General features: G+C 66.5%; 15 protein-coding genes and 2 pseudogenes. 9 read left to right on the top strand and 8 right to left on the bottom strand.

What is annotated here, in order from left to right; genetic code table 11:
• Window positions 1-142 precede the first annotated feature (142 nt).
• Genes OHA19_RS00780 through vanH form a run of 4 tightly spaced genes read right to left on the bottom strand, consistent with a single transcriptional unit; the run spans window position 143 to window position 3,459 of the window.
• Entirely contained in the window at window positions 143-814 is a 672-nt protein-coding gene (locus OHA19_RS00780) for a hypothetical protein (RefSeq protein ID WP_405720975.1), read from the bottom strand.
• Window positions 786-1,394 carry a D-Ala-D-Ala dipeptidase VanX gene (gene vanX / locus OHA19_RS00775; protein ID WP_266694163.1) on the bottom strand — a complete coding sequence of 203 codons (609 nt, stop codon included), beginning with the start codon at window positions 1,392-1,394 and terminating at the stop codon, window positions 786-788. Before vanX ends, OHA19_RS00780 begins: the two co-directional genes overlap by 29 nt.
• Window positions 1,391-2,431: a D-alanine--(R)-lactate ligase gene (gene vanA, locus OHA19_RS00770; RefSeq protein ID WP_405720978.1), complete on the bottom strand. Its 1,041-nt coding sequence runs from the start codon at window positions 2,429-2,431 to the stop codon at window positions 1,391-1,393. Before vanA ends, vanX begins: the two co-directional genes overlap by 4 nt.
• Window positions 2,419-3,459: a D-lactate dehydrogenase VanH gene (gene vanH, locus OHA19_RS00765; protein ID WP_405748985.1), complete on the bottom strand. Its 1,041-nt coding sequence runs from the start codon at window positions 3,457-3,459 to the stop codon at window positions 2,419-2,421. Before vanH ends, vanA begins: the two co-directional genes overlap by 13 nt.
• Before the next feature lie 441 nt (window positions 3,460-3,900).
• On the opposite strand from vanH, the gene murF reads away from it, so the two are divergent.
• Together murF and OHA19_RS00755 are read left to right on the top strand one after the other, a co-directional pair.
• Window positions 3,901-5,283 (top strand): UDP-N-acetylmuramoyl-tripeptide--D-alanyl-D-alanine ligase, encoded by a 1,383-nt coding sequence (gene murF, locus OHA19_RS00760; RefSeq protein WP_405720984.1) that lies wholly within the window; start codon window positions 3,901-3,903, stop codon window positions 5,281-5,283.
• Between the two features lie 266 nt (window positions 5,284-5,549).
• Window positions 5,550-5,843 (top strand): annotated as a pseudogene (locus OHA19_RS00755) (peptidoglycan bridge formation glycyltransferase FemA/FemB family protein); the annotation flags it as partial.
• Window positions 5,844-5,961: 118 nt separating this feature from the next.
• Here the strand turns inward: OHA19_RS00755 and OHA19_RS00750 are convergent.
• Complete coding sequence (locus OHA19_RS00750) at window positions 5,962-7,083, bottom strand: sensor histidine kinase (protein WP_405720987.1); 1,122 nt, start codon at window positions 7,081-7,083, stop codon at window positions 5,962-5,964.
• Window positions 7,076-7,771, bottom strand: coding sequence for a response regulator transcription factor (locus tag OHA19_RS00745; RefSeq protein ID WP_317865726.1), 696 nt, complete (start codon window positions 7,769-7,771; stop codon window positions 7,076-7,078). The genes OHA19_RS00750 and OHA19_RS00745 overlap by 8 nt, the downstream gene beginning before the upstream one ends.
• Before the next feature lie 86 nt (window positions 7,772-7,857).
• On the opposite strand from OHA19_RS00745, the gene vanY-N reads away from it, so the two are divergent.
• Both vanY-N and OHA19_RS00735 read left to right on the top strand, forming a co-directional pair.
• On the top strand, window positions 7,858-8,409 hold the full coding sequence (vanY-N, locus tag OHA19_RS00740; protein ID WP_266694172.1) for a D,D-peptidase/D,D-carboxypeptidase VanY-N: 552 nt from the start codon (window positions 7,858-7,860) through the stop codon (window positions 8,407-8,409).
• Window positions 8,390-9,295, top strand: coding sequence for an ATP-binding protein (locus OHA19_RS00735; protein ID WP_405748982.1), 906 nt, complete (start codon window positions 8,390-8,392; stop codon window positions 9,293-9,295). The genes vanY-N and OHA19_RS00735 overlap by 20 nt, the downstream gene beginning before the upstream one ends.
• A gap of 652 nt (window positions 9,296-9,947) precedes the next feature.
• Here the strand turns inward: OHA19_RS00735 and OHA19_RS00730 are convergent.
• Entirely contained in the window at window positions 9,948-10,142 is a 195-nt protein-coding gene (locus tag OHA19_RS00730; RefSeq protein ID WP_405753183.1) for a hypothetical protein, read from the bottom strand.
• A 288-nt stretch (window positions 10,143-10,430) separates the two neighbouring features.
• Here OHA19_RS00730 and OHA19_RS00725 point away from each other — a divergent pair, with 288 nt between their 5' ends.
• The 3 genes and pseudogenes from OHA19_RS00725 to OHA19_RS00715 form a co-directional block, all read left to right on the top strand.
• Complete coding sequence (locus OHA19_RS00725) at window positions 10,431-10,739, top strand: hypothetical protein (RefSeq protein WP_405748979.1); 309 nt, start codon at window positions 10,431-10,433, stop codon at window positions 10,737-10,739.
• A 479-nt stretch (window positions 10,740-11,218) separates the two neighbouring features.
• Window positions 11,219-12,274: a helicase associated domain-containing protein gene (locus tag OHA19_RS00720; protein WP_405720998.1), complete on the top strand. Its 1,056-nt coding sequence runs from the start codon at window positions 11,219-11,221 to the stop codon at window positions 12,272-12,274.
• A gap of 1,486 nt (window positions 12,275-13,760) precedes the next feature.
• Window positions 13,761-13,868: pseudogene (locus tag OHA19_RS00715) on the top strand (IS481 family transposase); the annotation flags it as partial.
• A gap of 134 nt (window positions 13,869-14,002) precedes the next feature.
• On the opposite strand, the gene OHA19_RS00710 reads toward OHA19_RS00715, so the two are convergent.
• The gene (locus tag OHA19_RS00710) at window positions 14,003-14,497 is read right to left on the bottom strand and encodes an AAA family ATPase (RefSeq protein WP_405721001.1); all 495 of its coding nucleotides are present in this window, start codon (window positions 14,495-14,497) and stop codon (window positions 14,003-14,005) included.
• A 181-nt stretch (window positions 14,498-14,678) separates the two neighbouring features.
• Between OHA19_RS00710 and OHA19_RS00705 the strand changes: the two genes are divergently transcribed.
• Together OHA19_RS00705 and OHA19_RS00700 are read left to right on the top strand one after the other, a co-directional pair.
• Window positions 14,679-15,284: a helix-turn-helix domain-containing protein gene (locus OHA19_RS00705; protein ID WP_405748977.1), complete on the top strand. Its 606-nt coding sequence runs from the start codon at window positions 14,679-14,681 to the stop codon at window positions 15,282-15,284.
• Between the two features lie 585 nt (window positions 15,285-15,869).
• Window positions 15,870-16,748: an alpha/beta hydrolase gene (locus tag OHA19_RS00700; RefSeq protein WP_405721006.1), complete on the top strand. Its 879-nt coding sequence runs from the start codon at window positions 15,870-15,872 to the stop codon at window positions 16,746-16,748.
• The last annotated feature ends 17 nt before the right edge of the window (window positions 16,749-16,765 follow it).

Raw genomic sequence — 16,765 nt, 5'->3', positions numbered from 1 at the left:
GCTCTTTCAGGCCGACCACGGCTCGGGGGACGGGCCGTGAGGGACCACACTCCTCCCGCGCCCGCCCGGGCCGGGCTGATGCCGGCTCAGCAGACCCTCAATCGTGCGCTCGCAGCGGCGCGCGGTGCCGGTTCGCCTGGCCTCACGGTGTCACACTGACCAGGATTCCTCGTCCTGCGTGGAAGCGCTCGAATACGCGCATGGGCAGCGATGCGGAGTCCGCATTGTGGGAGTAGCCCGACGGATTATGGAACCGCACCGTCCCGCCATGGACCTCATGAACCAGCACAAGATGCCCTCCCCGCCGCGGTTTATAGGTGCTTGGGTCGCGAATCTCAGGAGACACTGAAGCGATCAGGGCTTGCCCGGGGCGCACCGCTCGGGCGGATGCTTGAATCGGTGTGTTCTCGACCAGTTGGCATTTGAATCCGAAGTGTGAGCTGACCCAAGCCATGAATGGCCGGTATATCAGTCCTTGGACCTTGCCCTGGGGTTCCACCACGTAGCAACCCCAGTCGAGGGCCAGCGCAAGGAGTTCACGCATCAGCAGTCGGGTGTCCGTCCAGCCGTGGAGCAGGGACTGCAGACATGCCAAGCCGCAGACTTTGCGGGACCAGAACAGGTACTCCTCGCGCGAGTGGTACCCGTCGGAGGTCCAGTCGTGCAGTTGCGATGGATCGGTGCGCCTCAGGAAGACGTCGATCCTGGATGGGGCGGCACGCCGCATGACGACCTCGTCGTTCCGGTCCAGGCTTCCCCACTGTGAGACGTAAGGGAGGCTTCCATCATGTGATGGGAAAGTCGAAATAGACATCTGAGTAAGGCTCGCTTTCCAGCGTGTAGTGCCACCACTCGCAGGCGTAGCGAGCAAATCCGCAGTCCTCCATTACGGAGCAAAGGTGCTCGCGGTTTTCCGCTTCGATGGGTCTTATTCCTGCTGCTCCATGATGTGAGATCGAGTCCATGAGGTCGTGGTCACCACCCATGCAAGCATTTTCTCCGGTGGCAAGGGTGTAGAGCGTCAAGTCGACGGAACTGCCGCGGCTGTGGCCTGACTTGGCAGCCACGTATCCCTTGTCGAAAAGCTCGGACCTGTCGATATTGGGGTAGTGCCGCTGCTTTTTCCGGCCGTCCTCCGACTGTTCGGACCAGCGCATGAAGCAGTCGACGGCGCGTTGCGGACGGTATCCGTCCCAGACAAGCAAGCCGAAGCCGCGGGACGCGGCTTTTTCCTGCGCTCGCCCCAGGGCTGCGCACAAGGCTCTGGTGCCGACTATCCGATTCACCAGGTATCCGTCTACCGGCTTTCCGGTGAAGTTGTCCCCGGTGGCGTACTTGGCATCCCAACGGATGCCGGGCACCAGCTCGTCCAGGTACCCGAAGTCGCCGTTCATCGCTTTTTCCGGTGCAGTGTCATTGACACGAGCCGGTCGATGACGTCGGAAAGCGGCATTCCTGCGGCGCCCATCATCCGGGGATAGCGGCTGTAGGAGGTCATGCCGGGAAAGGTGTTGACTTCGTTGAGTACCACCTGGCCGTCGTCCTGGAGGAACACGTCCACGCGGGCAAGCCCCTGGCAGCCCAGTGTGCGGTAGATGGTCTTGGCGCTCTCTTGGACGAGCCGACGCGATTCTTCGGAGATGTCGGCGGGAACGATGAACGTCGAGTTCTCCGAACCACTCTCGGGTGACTCCTCCTGGTGGATCCTGAAGAATCCGTGGGAGAGGGCTACGCGGTCCACCTCGCCCGCGATCGGGTTGGATGGGTCCCCCAGGATCGCGCAGCCGACCTCGCTCCCGGCCACGGCCTCTTCGATCAGGACCTTCGAGTCGTACTGCCGTGCGGCCTCCAGCGCGCTCGGCAAGTCCTCTGCTCCGGCGACTTTGCTGACGCCGAAGGATGAGCCCGAACGGGCCGGCTTCACGAAGACGGGATAAGGAAGCTGTTCGGCGTCGACCTTCTCGTCTCCCGCGACCACCCGGAAATTTGGCGTGGCGATGCCCGCGCTCTTGGCGACGGCGTAGGTCAGGGATTTGTCCATGCAGATGGCAGAGCTCTGGATATCGCAGCCTGCATAGGGGACGCCAGAGAGCTCCAACAGGCCCTGGATCGCCCCGTCTTCGCCGAGTGTGCCGTGCAGGACGGGCAGCACGAGGTCCAGACGGATCACTTCGAATCGGTCCTGTTCCAGGACGAGCAGTCCGTGGACGCTTCGGTCGGGTGACAGCATGACCGGCCGAGCGTCGGTGTTCTCCCAGTCTGTGCCAGGGGAGTCGCAGAGCTGCCAGGCACCGGACTGCGTGATGCCGATCCAGTACGGCTCGTATTTACCGGTGTCGAGGTTCTTTGCGACCTCTTGGGCGGACTTGACGGAGACGGGGTGTTCTTCGGAAGAGCCCCCGAAGATGACGCCGATCTTCAACCTGTCCATGTTTTCCCGCTTTCAAAGTTGAGGCAGTTGATGAGGCTGTTTCTGATGGTCTCGCTCAGCGCGTGGTCGGTGTAATAGGCCGTGTGCGGGCTGATGAGCACATTCGGCAGATCCTGTAGTCGCAACAGCTGGCGGTTCTCTATGGGCTTGTTCCGGCAGTCGGTGTAGAAGATTCCTTCTTCGCCGTCGAGGACGTCCAGCGCCGCGCCGCCCAATCTGCCGTTCTCCAATGCCGATAGAAGGGCTTCGGTATCGATGAGTGGCCCGCGTCCGGTGTTGACGATGAACGCGCCGTGTTTCATCTGGTCGATACGTCGGCGATCGACGAGATGGCGGGTTTCTGCGGTGAGCGGGGTGTGGAGCGTGACAATGTCGCTGTGCTGAAGCAGCTCGTCGATCGGCGTGTAATCGGCGGGGGTCTTGGGGCGATTGTCGTAGGCCAGCACGCGGCAGCCGAAGCCTCGCAATCGGTCGATGACTGCTGTGCCGATACGCCCCGTGCCGACCACTCCGACAGTCAGGTCGCGCAGCTCTTTGCCGCGTATCTCACTCAGCCGGTAGTCATGAGCATCGGTGCGGCGGACGGTGGCCTTCGCGTGGCGCACGGCCATCAGCATCAGCATCAGCGTGTAGTCGGCAACGCTGTCGGGAGAATACGCCACGTTTCCGACGGAGATACCGACGCTGTCCGCGTAGCTCACGTCGATGTGGTTGCATCCGACGCTTCGTGTGGAGAGATACTCCACACCGGCGCGGCTCAGTGCGCTGAGTGTGGCACGGGTGACGTGCGTCTTGTGGCCGATGCTGATGCATCGGTTCCCGACTGCCAGGTCGATATTGGCTTCAGATACCGCTTCCTTTGTGATGGTTGGCGCCATGCCAAAGCGAGGTGCCATTTCTCGGAATAGAAGGGCCTCGTCCTGCTCGCACCCATAGACTGTGATTCCCGTTGCCGAGACAGCCCGTGAGGGCGACGCTGGCGCTCGGGTGTTGCACGCCGCTGCTCGTGTTGGTCCGCTGGAACTCATGCCTTCCAGTCAAGAGAGCGTGGTGTTGCCAGCGCGTATGCATTTTTTGATACGCCGACGATACGTTGCCGGCCAACACCCTGCGCGAGCATGGATGCGGCTGGTCGGCCGCGCTGGCTTCGCCCGTGGGATCGACCGGAGCTCTGCGGGCGACACGCAGCGTGTTGTGCATTCGCCTCGCCGGCACCTCTACGGGCTGGGGACTCGTCCTTGAAGATCAGGACGAGCATCGTCCTGCGCCTGTAGCGGCCGGCAACATACATATCGTCGACGTATCGAAAACTGCATACGCGCCGGCAACACCACGCTCTCTTGACTGGAAGGCATGAGTTCCAGCGAATCAGCCTCTGCCATCCTCTACTTCGCCAGCCCGCCCCCGATCGCCAGCACAGCGACCGGACGGTTGTTGATGTGCTTCGCCGATCCTTGCGTGGTCCGGGCATGATCCCGCTCAGCCTCGGTGAGATCGCCACAGTTGTCGGCGGGACGGTCGAGGGCGACGGCGCCGTGACAGTGACCGCGCCGGCCGTGCTCGACGGCCGGCAGGCCGAGCCGGGCGGCCTCTTCGTGGCCTTCGCCGGCGAACACGTCGACGGCCACGACTACGCCATCCAGGCCGGCCGGGCCGGCGCGGTGGCCGTGCTCGGCTCCCGGCCCACGGCGCTACCGACCGTCGTGGTCGAGGACGCCAAGGCCGCGTTGCAGGCGCTCGCCACCCACGTCGTGGCACGGCTGCGCGACGGGCTGACTGTCGTCGGGGTGACCGGATCCCGCGGCAAGACCAGCACCAAGGACCTGCTGGCGGCCGTGCTGTCGAGCGCCGCGCCGACGATCGCCACGATCGGCTCGCTCAACAACGACCTCGGCGTGCCGCTCACCATGCTGCGTTCCAACGCGGCCACCCGGTTCCTCGTCCTTGAGATGGGAGTCCGCCGCATCGGCGACATCTCCAAACTCACCGGCCTGGTCGCGCCCGACGTCGGTGTCGTCCTCAACGTCGGCCAGGCCCACCTCAGCCATCTCGGGTCGCGCGAGGCAACCGCCCAGGCCAAGGGTGAGCTGGTGCAGGGTCTGGCGCCCGGCGGCACCGCGGTCCTGAGCGCCGACGATCCCCGGGTGGTCGCGATGCGCTCGCTCACCGACTGCCCGGTGCTGACGTTCGGCCAGGCGGAACACGCCGACGTTCGCGTACTCGACATAGTCCTTGACCGGCTCGCCCGGCCGTCCTTCACACTGCGGACCGCCGCCACCTCGGCTCGCGTCGGGCTGCCGCTCGTGGGCACTCACCAGACGCTCAACGCGTCGGCTGCCGCGGCGGCAGGGCTGGCGGCCGGCGTTCCCCTCGATGGGGCCGCGGCAGCGCTGCCCACGGTCTCGCTGTCGAAGTGGCGCTTGGAACTACGTGACCTCGTCGGCGGCGCAACGCTGCTCAACGACTCCTTCAACGCCGACCCCGACTCGACCCGCGCCGCCCTGGACGCGCTGGCGGCGTTCGAGGGCGGGCGCCGCATCGCCGTCCTCGGCGAAATGCTCGAACTCGGCGACGACAACGAGGCCGAGCACCGCGCCATCGGGGAGTACGCCGCCTCCCGGGCCGACGTGGTGGTCGCGGTCGGCACCCGGCCGCTCGCCGACGGTGCCGGAGAGCGGGCGGTGGCGCTGGCCGACAACGCCGCGGCCGTCGAGTGGCTGCGCGGTCGGCTCACTGCCGGCGATGTGGTGCTCGTCAAGGCCTCCCGCGGGGCGCGCCTCGACAAGGTCGCCGCCGCGCTCGCGTCCGGACCCCACGATGTGCTGGTAGGTCGACCGATGGACGACAGGTAGGAGCGGCTGTGGCTTTTCGGGTACGTGCCATCACGGTGAGCGATCACGCCTCGTCCAACGCGACCCAACCTGCGGTGGCGGCTGCCCGGGTTCAAGACATCGCTGGCGTACCTGCCCGAAGGGCCGGTGATCGACTGGGCCTCGGATGATCTGGCCGGCTGGCTCGACCCATTGGTGGACCACCTGAAGCACTCTGGCACCTTCGCCCTACGCATCGGGTCGACGGCGGTGGCCCGCATCTGGAGTGCTGCGAGCTGCGGGCCCGGGTCGGAGAACACGCCTGGTACAGCTACGGCGCCTCCGCCACGGCCGAACGGGAGGTATGTGGGTCGAACGCCGTGCAGCGGAAGATGATCACTGATGCTCTGGCTGCCGGATGTACGGTCCACGACCTGCGCGGCATCACCGGCGCCGTGGACGACAACTTCCTGCACCTGGGCCTGATCCAGTTCAAGGTCGGCACCGGCGGCGAAGCCTTGGAGTATCTCGGCGAATGGGATCTGCCGCTGAATCGCCTGCTTAGTAAGGCATTCGACGTCTCCATATCCCATCGAGGCTGAGGCGGCCTGTCGGTGGCAGAACTCGGCGGGCGAGACGCGAAGTGGGCGTGGAAGCAGCGACCGGCGTAGTTCGGGCGTGAGCAGGCAGCGGGTTTCCCCTGTGAGATTCGGACGTTCTTCAGGCCTGATCGCCATCTGTTTGTGTGTGCGCTGGCGCGGCGGGCAGTTGCACCGTGACGCGGAGCCCGCCGGCGGGGCGGGGGGTGAGGGTGAGGGTTCCCTCGTGTGCCTGGGTGATGGTCTTGACGATGGCCAGGCCGAGGCCGACACCTGCGTGGCTGCTGTGTATGCGTTCGGTGCCGCGCTGGAATGGCTCGGTGAGTGTCGAGACCAGCTGTGAGGTGAGCTTCTCGCCAGTGTTCTCGACAGTGAGCACAACAGTGTCGGGGCGGACGCTGGTATGCACCCATACGGTGCCCTGTTCAGGCAGGTTGTGGCCGATCGCGTTGTGCAGAAGGTTCATGACCATCTGCAGCAGGAGCGCCTGTGAGCCGATGGTGGTGCTCATGTCGCCGGAGGTTTCGATGGTGACGCCATGCTTTTCTGCCAGGGGGAGGAGCGTTTCAGTGGCTTCTTCCGCCAGGAGGGACAGGTCGACGTCTTCCCTGGTGAATGACCGCTGGTTGGCGCGGTTGAGCAGGAGCAGTGCTTCAGTGAGGTCGATGGCTCGGGTGTTGACCACGCGGAGGCGCTCGACAAGCTCACAGGTGTCGCGGTTCGGATCGTTGCGGGTCGCGTCGAGAAGCGTCTGCGTGACCGCCAGCGGGGTGCGCAGTTCGTGAGAGGCATTGGCCGCGAATCGCTGCTGTTCGGCGACGTGGGCTTCGAGCTGCGCGAGCATGGTGTCGAAGGAGTCGGCGAGTTCGCGGAACTCATCTCGGCGGCCCGGTAGGCGGATCCGGTGGGAGAGCGGTCCGTTCGCCACCCTGTGTGTGGCGTCGGTGATGCGTATCAGCGGGGCGAGCATCCGGCCGGCCAGAATCCACCCGCCCACGAGACCGAACACCAGCAGGAACCCCAGCGCCAGGATTCCCGCCGGGACGAAGACGACTGGGCCGAAATTGCTTGGCTTGAAGACGCGTAGGAAGTCGGACCAATCGGGGACGGCCAGGCTGTTCGACCTTCCCCGCAGAAGAAACACCCACACGGCGGCGAGCAGCAATGCGCCCGCGATCACGAGGAACCCGGCATAGCTGAGGGTGAACTTGAGGCGGACGCTCAACCCTTGACGCCTATCCACGCACCGCTCCCCGGTCATCGGCGTCCGGTCCTGCGTCGATGCGGTAACCGACCCCGAGCACGGTGGCGATCAGCCAGGGCTCGCCAAGGCGTTTGCGCAGGGCCGAGACCGTGATGCGCACGGCGTTGGTGAACGGATCGGCGTTCTCATCCCACGCTCGCTCCAGCAACTCTTCTGCGCTGACGGCACCGCCTTCGGCAGCGACGAGGACTTCGAGCACAGCGAACTGCTTCCTGGTCAGCGCGATGTAGCGGCCCTCGCGGTAGACCTCGCGGCGGAACGGATCCACACGTAAGCCTGCGATCTCTCGCACAGGTGGTCTGTTGTGGGCTCGCCTGCGGTCGAGTGCTCTGAGCCTGAGCACGAGTTCGCGGAGTTCGAAGGGCTTGGTGAGGTAGTCGTCGGCGCCGATCTCGAACCCGGTGGCCTTGTCGTCGAGCCGGTCGGCAGCGGTCAGCATGAGGATCGGCATGCCGCTGCCGGAGGCGACGATGTGTTTGGCGATCTCGTCACCGGTAGGTCCGGGGATGTCCCGGTCGAGGACGGCGATGTCGTAAGCGTTGGTGCTCAGCAGTTCCAGAGCGGTATCACCGTCACCGGCGGTGTCGGCCGCGATCGCTTCCAGGCGCAGCCCATCGCGGATCGCCTCTGCCATGTAGGGTTCGTCCTCGACGACTAATACACGCATAGTCCGATGTTACGAGCCGGTACGTATCGTCGGTATATCGAAAACTGGATACGGGCTGGCAACATCACGCCCCCTTGACTGGAGGCATGAACGAGCCACACGTTATCCCGCTTCGGCCCCGTGACCGGCTGTTCACCGTACTTGCGGTGGTGCTCGCCGTGCTCCTGCTCCCCGTTGCGTTCGTCCGCGATCCCGGCCGCGCCCGTGAACTGGCCTGCCACTGGGCGTTGGGGATCCGATTTCCTGCCGAGGATCTCACCGGGCTCACCGACGGTGCCAGGGCGGCGTTCACCGCTGCACGCGCTGAGGCGCTCTGGCGTCATGGGCAGCTCGTCGGCCTCACCTCGGGATACCGCGATCCCCTCGTCCAGCAGCGGTTGTTCGACGAGGAGGTGCGCCGCGTCGGCTCACCGGCCGCGGCCCGGATGCTCGTACTGCCACCGGCGGAATCCAGGCACGTCAAGGGCACCGCGCTGGATGTGCGCCCGTTCGAGGGCGCGCGCTGGCTCGAGGAACACGGTGCCCGCTACGACCTCTACCGCATCTACGACAACGAGTGGTGGCACTTCGAGTACCGCCCGGACGCCGACGTGCCACCAACGACCCAGGAGATCCGCGATGCCCTGCAAGCTCGTTGACGAGGGGCAGCATGCCAGGCGCCTGGAGGGGCGTCTCCAGGCCGCGAGGCAACGTGCCTTCGTCGGACGAAAGGAAGAGCTCGCTGCCTTCGAGGAGGCGCTGTGCACCGGCGGCCGAGTGCTGTTCATTCATGGCCCCGGCGGTGTCGGCAAGTCGGCGCTGCTGAGACGCTTCGCCCAGCGGGCCGCAGCAGCGGATCGCACCGTACTGATGCTGGACGGGCGGAGTCTCGAGGAGTCCCCCGCAGCCTTCGTGGCCGAGGCCAGGGCGGTGCAGCGCCTGCGCGCAGGCCACCGCACACAGCGCCATCGTCCCCGAACCCACGACGCGCGCGACGGCACCCCACCCCGACGCTCTCCCAGAACGCCGCAAGCAACGGAAGCGCGGGCCAGGGGCGGCAGTTCGGATCCAGGAAATGCTCAGCTACCTCGCAGCCGCCCTCCCCTCCGAGGTCGGTGCCGCTGCGCGGCTGCTGGCTCTGCAGTGCGCGCTGCGGGCAACTGTCTCCGGCCGGCTCTGGATGCCGGCAGGGTTATTGCGAGGCCTGCGCATGAATCGTCATTCGTCTCTCTGGCAAGAGCCGGAGCAATCCGGCTGGCTCACGCGTCTGGCTACGAACCCGCCTTGGGCAAAGCAGCGCGGGTTCGCGGTGCAACTTCTCGACGCTGCTGTCCTGACACAGGCCCCTGGGCGCCGGGACCGTGCCCATGCCGCCGACGCAGCGCTGCGCCTGACATCCTGCCCGGCGCTTCGCAGCCTGTCGGCCTCAGAACAGCTCGCCGGACTCGCGCTGGCCACCTACCTCTCCCCCGGCCACGTGCACGGCATCATCGAGGCAGACCGACTCGGGCGCGTGTGCGCAGCAGACACACCAAGGCGCCCTGACTGCCACCCTCGACCGGCTGGTTGCCGCCCGGGTAGCGGACGGGTGGTCGTACGACCCGGGATCCGACGACATCACGTGGGTTCTAGGGCCCGCGTTGGCCAGGCGGTACCAGAGCATGACCGCCGGGAATGACTCTGCGGTCACGTGACGAACTCTCGCAGCATGCGCGTGCAACTCGCCCCCGCCACCAGGTGACCAACCCGCCCCGCCAGCGCTGCCCTCACCCACCAGACCAGCATTCAGGAATCGGGCGTGCGAGCCCCGGGTCCGACCCGTCGAGCCTCGCGACAGCGATCGTGCAGCAGCTCAGAGAGCCATGAGGCGGTGATAGTCCTGGACCTGCTGGGCCAGGTCGTCTTCAGGAATACCGGTCCAAGCGCTCATCTGGGCATAGGGCAGGCCGCTTCCGCGTCCGACCAGCGCGGATCCAGCGGCACGGACCGGACCGGCCATGAGGTTTCCCCGGTGTGCGGGAGGTGCCGATCAGCTGGTCAGGGCGGGTTGACGGGGTTTCAGGTTCAGTTGTTCGACCGTCACCTGGCCGACGCAATACTTCTCCTCAAACTCGACGGGACTGAGCCAGCCAAGCCGCTGCGGCGGCCGTTGCTGGTCAAGTACGACGCACGACTGTTCGTAAGCGGGTGTGGCCGGTCAAGCGCCTGTGTGGCTGGGGCGAGGGATCCAGCGCATGTCGAGGGCCTCGGGGGCGGCGATCTGCTCAGCTCTGAGCTGGGTTACGTTCCGGCGTCGTTCCGCGATCCAGCGCCCCAGATGGAGGCTCTGGCCGTCCTCCTCATGCAGGTAACCGTAGGGGACGTCGAAGTGTTCGTGGCGGCGCCAGAACATGTAGGCAGCATGCAGGCCCTTGCTGAAGGCACGTTGCGACGCCCCGCGGGGACGGCGCAGCAGATAGGCGAGGGGGTGGCGTTGGCGGGAGTGGTTAGTGGCTTCTTCCTCGGTCGGCGGCAGGTCAGGGACCAAGCTGCGGTTGAGCACGGCCAGTGGCTCCGTGGACAGCGTCAGGACGCATACGTTGCACTCCTTGATGCCTGGGACACCGCGGTGAAGGAATTCCAAGAGGAGATCGACCAGGGAGAGTACTTCGACGAAATAGCGGCGCATGAGGAAGCTCGGATGGGCGACAGCTTCTGGGAGGACCACGAAGAGAGTACGGCGGCCCATGTGGATCGGATCTCTGAAGGTGTGCAGCGTCCCCTGGAGCGGGTGCTGCTTCTCGGCCCGGACCTTGTGGACAAGGCGTGCATCAACCTTGCCGAGGCGCTGGAGGCCCTGGGATCTTCGGTGCGCTCGAAATCCGGAACCTCGGGCTGGCCCAACTACGACATGTATCGCGACATGTACAGGAATGCAGGGAAAGCTCGCAGTGCCTTCCTGGACGCGTCACGCGAATCCATGCGCGCGGCACCACGCCCCGGCCGCTGACCCATCGGACGGCCACGGAGGAGACGGACAGATCCACTCTGCCGCACACTCAATTCGACCTTTCACCGGCTCGCCGTGATCAGCGGTCCGTTCGCCACCTTCACCGGGATCGGACACCCGCCCACACCACACCACTGACCAGCACGAACACCCCACCCTCGTAGCGATCAGCAGCAAACCGACCACCACGCCCCGCAAGAACGACAGTCCTTCATCGGCATCCGCTGTCAGAACCCAGCACCCCGCATCATCAGCCAGGAAACACCACCAAGCCACTGACAAAACGATGACGAACACCCACCGACAAAACGACACCGATCACCACGAAGGTCCTCGGGGCGCTGCGGGCGCACGACACCGAAACGATCGAACACCTCGCGGATCCCCGTATCCGGAGCGGGAGTTGGCACCCGGAGGAAGCCGAGGAAGGCGAGACGGTAGCTGAGCGGGAAGAGCCGGAGGGTGAGCGGGGGCCGAGTGTGCCCGCGCGGGAGCTGCTGAAGTTCAGCACATCCAGGGATCCGGCGCTGCTGGCACGGTTCGTGAAGCTGCGGGTCATCGAACCCGAGAACACGTTCTGGAGGCGCGGTATCCAGGCGTGCGTGCGGTACGTGAAGGAGACCGGGGCAGGGCAGTTGCGGGTGCCGTACGACTACGTCACCCCCGATACCTGGGTGCCGGCCGGGTTCCCGCTCGGGACCTGGCTTGCTGACCAGCGGAAATCCCACAAGGCCGGACGTCTGGATGCGGGGCGGGTGGAACAGCTGGCTGGGTTGGGCATGGTGTGGTCGCATCAGGACGTCGCGTTCGAGGAAGGCCTCACCGCTGCCCGCGCCTGGGCGAAGGTGCACGGGCACCTGTTGCCGCCCGCGACTGCGGTCTGGGACGGATACCCGGTCGGGACCTGGGCCAAGAATCAGCGGTTCGCTGCCCGGGCTGCGGACACGAATGCGGAACGCCGTGAGGCCGGCCTGGCTGTCGAGAGCAGTGCGGGTGCGTTGACCGAGGCGCGGCGGGCGGCGTTGGAGGAGATCGATCCGGGATGGTGTCCGGCATGGGATGCGGGGTGGCAGCGGTGCTTCCGCCTCGCCCAGAACTTGCTTCAGGACGGCGGGGACCTGCCGGTGGTGGTTTGCAAGGTGATCGTGCAGGGCGAGGACCTTGGGCGGTGGGTGGCGGCACAGCGGCACGGGTGGGAGCAGTTGCTGCCCGCGCAGCAGTGGTTGTTGGAGAACGTCCTGGGGATCGAGCCCGCCGATGAGGCGGAGCGGCCGGCGAAACGGACGCAGGACGATATGTGGGCCCTCAACCTGCGTGCGGCACGGCAGTTCCACGCCCGCGAAGGGCACCTTCGCGTACCCCGCAAGCATGTCGAGCAGGTGGAGACGGAAGCGGGCTTGGTGGGCCGTCAGGCAGGCGTTGACGGGCCCGTCGTGGTCAAGCTCGGCACATGGCTCGACAACGTACGCAAACGGGCCGGGAAGCTCGCCGAGCAGCGACGGGCGGAGCTGAATGCCCTCGGTATGCGCTGGTAGAGGTGAGCGTGCAGGAACCGTCCTCTGACCGGGCGGGGCTGTTCTTCGCTGTTTTGCCGGACGCCCTGATGCCACTCGGACCAGTCTGGGTGCCCAGGTAACAGCGAGAGGGGTGCAGGTGTCTGACGGTGGCGGGGCTGTCCGTTCCGGCGGTGTGGTGTCTGGGATCTTTCGTGTCGCTCCTTTTGCCGGGGAGATGACATCGTCGCTGATCGGCCGTGTCGCGGCCTCCTACGGGATGGAGGCGAAAGCCCTGTGGTCGTGCTGGCGGTGGCGCGGTTCCCGGCCCCGGCATGAGAGCGGGGGTGTGCGGGCGGATGGCGAGGTGGTGCTGAACGCGGCGGGGCGGGAGGTTCTGGCCCGGTTGTGCGGGGTTGGGCAGGAAGTGCTTGGGCGGACGTTGCCGTCCTGGGAACGGGAGGACGCCAGGTTCCCCGTGGGGGAGGGTGGGGTGCCGTTGGCGGTGTGGCGTGCCGGGGGTGCGGTGGTGGGGCCGGTCGCGTTCAGGTGCCGTCTGTGTACGGCCCGGCGTACGGGGGCGGCGGTGCGGGTGGTGCGGTACGCACCACGGTGGGAGCGGGTGTGTGTCCGGCACGGGCGGTGGCTGCTGGACGCGGACGCCGACCAGCCCCACGAGTACCTCGACCTGCGGGGTCTTCCGGAAGTGGCCGCGGCGCAGCAGCGGTGGGCTGGTGTGGCACGCCGTGCGGTGCGGGCCGGTGTGGGGCCTGGAGAGGTGTTCGCGCTGGCTTATGCGGTGGTGGCGCGGTGGTGGGAGGGGGCGTACGGGTGGGAGCGGGAGGAGTTCTGGCCGCGTCGTCTGCACCGGGTCGCCGGGGGTGACGCGGGGGTTGATCTGGAGTGGTGGCGGGTGGTAGGGCGCGATGCGGTGATCTTCCCGGAGGTGGTGGCGGTCGCGGATGCGCTGCTGGACCCGATCATGGCGCAGTTGGTGTGGGCGGATAGCGGGGCCGGGCGGCCGCGGTCGCTGCCTGCGGGCGGGGAGTTCTGCCGTCGCCTCGGGGAGCGGGTGGGACGGGGCTGGTTGGGGCCGCTGGTAGCGGTCGATTACGACGGGCCGCTGATCGCGTGGATGGGGACCGTCATTCGTCTGCGCCGCCATCCTGAGGGCCGGTCTGGTCCGTATGCGCGGTTCGAGGAGAACGTGTGGTGGGTGCGGCAGGAACACCAGCCCGCGACTATGGCCGCCGGACTGCGGGTCTTGACCAGGGAGAAGAAGATGCCCGGCTCGGGGACGAACTGGCGGGCCGTGGTGCCCGCCGAGCAGCGCTTCGTGATTACCAATCTCCTCGGCGAGGCCGAGGAGCAGCTGCAGCAGTTGCGCGGTGCGCAGGTCGGCACTACCGCCGGGGTGGCCCGGTCCATGCTGGAGGGCTTGAGCCGTGGCACGGATCTGCTCGACCGGGTGCTGCTGCGGGTCATGGTGGCTGCGGTGAACGCCGGGGTGAGGGTGGACGAGGTGGCCCGGGTCACCGGCGAGCCCGTTCGCCGCTACGAACGCGCCCGGCCCGGCGAACTGGTCCACATCGACGTCAAGAAGCTCGGCCGCATCCCCGACGGCGGCGGCCATAAAGCTCCGAGACCTTGATCGCCTGGGCGGCCATCACCCTCATGACCCGGCGGCTCGCCCGGAAAGGCGCCACCCCCAGCTGGCCGAGAAAACCGGCGCGGGTCGACGGCTGACCGGGCTGCATCGCAAGGGTTCGGTCAGCCGCGTCGTCCCAAAGGCGGGGTGTCGAAGAGAGCCAGCTCGTCATCGTCAGGCGCCTGGAAAAGCTTCACATACTCCTCGAGCAACTCGCGGCTGACTGGGACAGTCCCCGGCCCACCCTCCCGGCTCCGGGCTTCGAGTCGGCGGCACAACTCATCAATCGACGCAGCAAGGTAGTGCAGTTCAACGGGGATCTCGATTGCGCGCGCCGCCAAACGCTTCTCATCCCGCTCAGAGCGTCCCCAGAAGCCGAACTCCAAGATCACAGTCTGTCCGAGCCCCAGCAGGTCCTGGGCATGAGCCCAAAACCGCCTCTCAAGCCGGTCACGCAGCCGCTCATCGAACAGGTCGACACCGAGATCCGCCAGCCATTCGTCCGGACACAGACGCACCGCTGGAATCTCTCTCGCCATGCGCTTGGCCAGCGTCGTCTTCCCAGAACCGGGAAGCCCGCACAGCAGAATCAGCCTGGGCTCGGGACTCACATCCATCAAGGCCCTCCACAGCACCGCAGCAAGGTCATTCCGGCATGCTCGCGCAACCGCTCCGTGCAACGGAAATGGTTTTCCGAGCCCGTGACTGCACTCTCCGCACGCTCGCCTCAGCCCCGCCCGCGTTCGATCTCCCCCTATCCCGGCCCAACGATCCCTTCACCAGGCCCGTTACGAACCAGTGGCTACACTCCTGCCCGCGGACAGCCCGCACCCCGCCCTCCGAGCCCAGGGCAGGGTGCACCCACGTACAGGGCCGCTACGGCAACCCTCACGACAGCACCAGACCCCCGCAGTTTTCTGCGGGGGTTCTCGTCGTCAGACCGCAGCTGCGCCTGAACGGCGGGTCACAGAAGCCGGTCCAAGACATTCGCCGACAACGCTGTGGCGGCGGCCGTGTCGTGCTCGCGAGGAGAAGGCTGGCCATGTGGTGATCGCGATGGACCAGGCCACCCTGGGAAAGCTCCTGGGGCTGAGCCGGCCGAGCGTGAATGCCGCGCTGCGAAATCTGGAGCTGGCCAAGCTCGTCAAGAAGGTCCGCAACGGCATCTACCAGATCAACCCGATGCTCGCCGGCTACACCACCCCCGAGGATGCTGAGGCCACCATCAAGGTGATACCCACGGCGGCCCGCCTGGACAACAAGAACTATGTGGCGAGCTACCACAAGGCCGTCGCCGCCTACCAGGACCAGTTCGCCAAGCAGCGAAAGAAGCGGGCCGCCCTCGCCGCCGCCAAGAAGGCGGCCGCGGACAAGCACCGCGGCTCGCTGCACGCTGTCGGCTGACCCCGGCCGCCGGTCTCGTACGGGCATCATGGCGCTGTACGTTCAGGTGCAGCGCCGCTTTCGTGCGTGTGGCCCAGGGCGATACATCGTTTCCCCCGGAGGGAAACTGCAGCTGGGGCGGCCCTTCGTCGAGACCTTCTACAACCGACGTCGCCTGCGAAACACATCCACTGGGGCTACCTCACGCCCCACGAGACACGCCTGCGCCACCAACAGAACCAGGCCCTCGCGGCGTAACAACTACGTGTCCGAGATCACGGGGAAACTTCACTCCCTCGTGAACTACCCGAACTCGTCGCAGAGTTCAGGATCGCGAAGAGGCCGCCCTCCTACCCTGCGATCACTCCGAAGAGTGACCACATGACCGGGCCAAACAAAGAGGATCACGCTCAATGGTGGCTGGCAATTCGGTGGCAGGTGCGCCGGGCGGGGTCTAACGTCCCGATCATGTACTCGGTCATACACAACTGGCAGTCCCTGCGGATCCGCTCGGTGTCCCGGACTCGGTGCTGACGCGAGCGTTCGTCGGCACCTGGTCATCCGCGCACTGTTCACCGTTCGCCTCAGGATGACGAGGATTCCTTCATGCGCACCACCTCACACCCCACCTTCGTGTTCGTTCCCGGTGGATCCAGCAACGCCCGGGCCTGGGGACCGTTGCAGAACGGACTGGCCCTGCACGGGCACCGCTCGTACGCCGTCGACCTGCCCGGTCACGGCGACACAGCCGACCACCCGGCCGCCTACTACCGGCAGCCGCAGGACCTGGCGGCGCTGGCCACCGCCCCCTCCCCGATGCGCGGCATCACGTTGCGGGACAACGTGCGCCACGTAGTGGACGTCCTGCACCGGCTCGCCCCATCGGGGCCCCTGGTCCTGGTGGGCAACAGCTTCGGCGGCCTGACTGTCACCGCCGTCGCGAACGCCGTGCCCGAACTCCTCGACCGTGTCGTCTACCTCTCCGCGGTCTGCCTCAGCGACCCGGCAATGGTGACCGGGGAGTGGGACGTACTCGACAACAACTTGCTGGACGCCGCAGCGGAACGGATCACCGTGCCGGGCACAGGAAACCAGGGGGTGGTGCGGCTGAATTGGCGCGCTGCGCATGCCGACCCCAAGCTGTTCTCTCAGCTCAAGGCCGCCGTCATGGCGGACTCCACCGACCACCAGTTCCGGATGCTGCTGGACTCCATGGACCCGGACGAGAATTACGCGGTACTGGAGGAGGGCGCGGTGGCCCGGGCTGCACAATGGGGGAAGGTTCCGCACACCTTCGTGCGCCTCTCCCAGGACCTGAGCATCCCTCTGGCAGTGCAGGACTACATGATCCGTAAGGCGGACGAGCTGACGCCCGAGAACCCGTTCGACGTCCGCACACTGGCAGCCTCGCACGTCGGATACTTCAGCCGCCCGCACCTCTTCGCGGCGCTGCTGGCCGACCTGGTCCGAGTAGCGCCGATGTAACAGGGCCTCCCGTCCCG

Origin of the sequence: Streptomyces sp. NBC_00012 (assembly GCF_045040875.1) — a bacterium.
Lineage (GTDB): Bacteria > Actinomycetota > Actinomycetes > Streptomycetales > Streptomycetaceae > Streptomyces.
The sequence above is the reverse complement of the archived record's forward strand: the minus strand, read 5'-3'. Positions and strand labels throughout refer to the sequence as shown.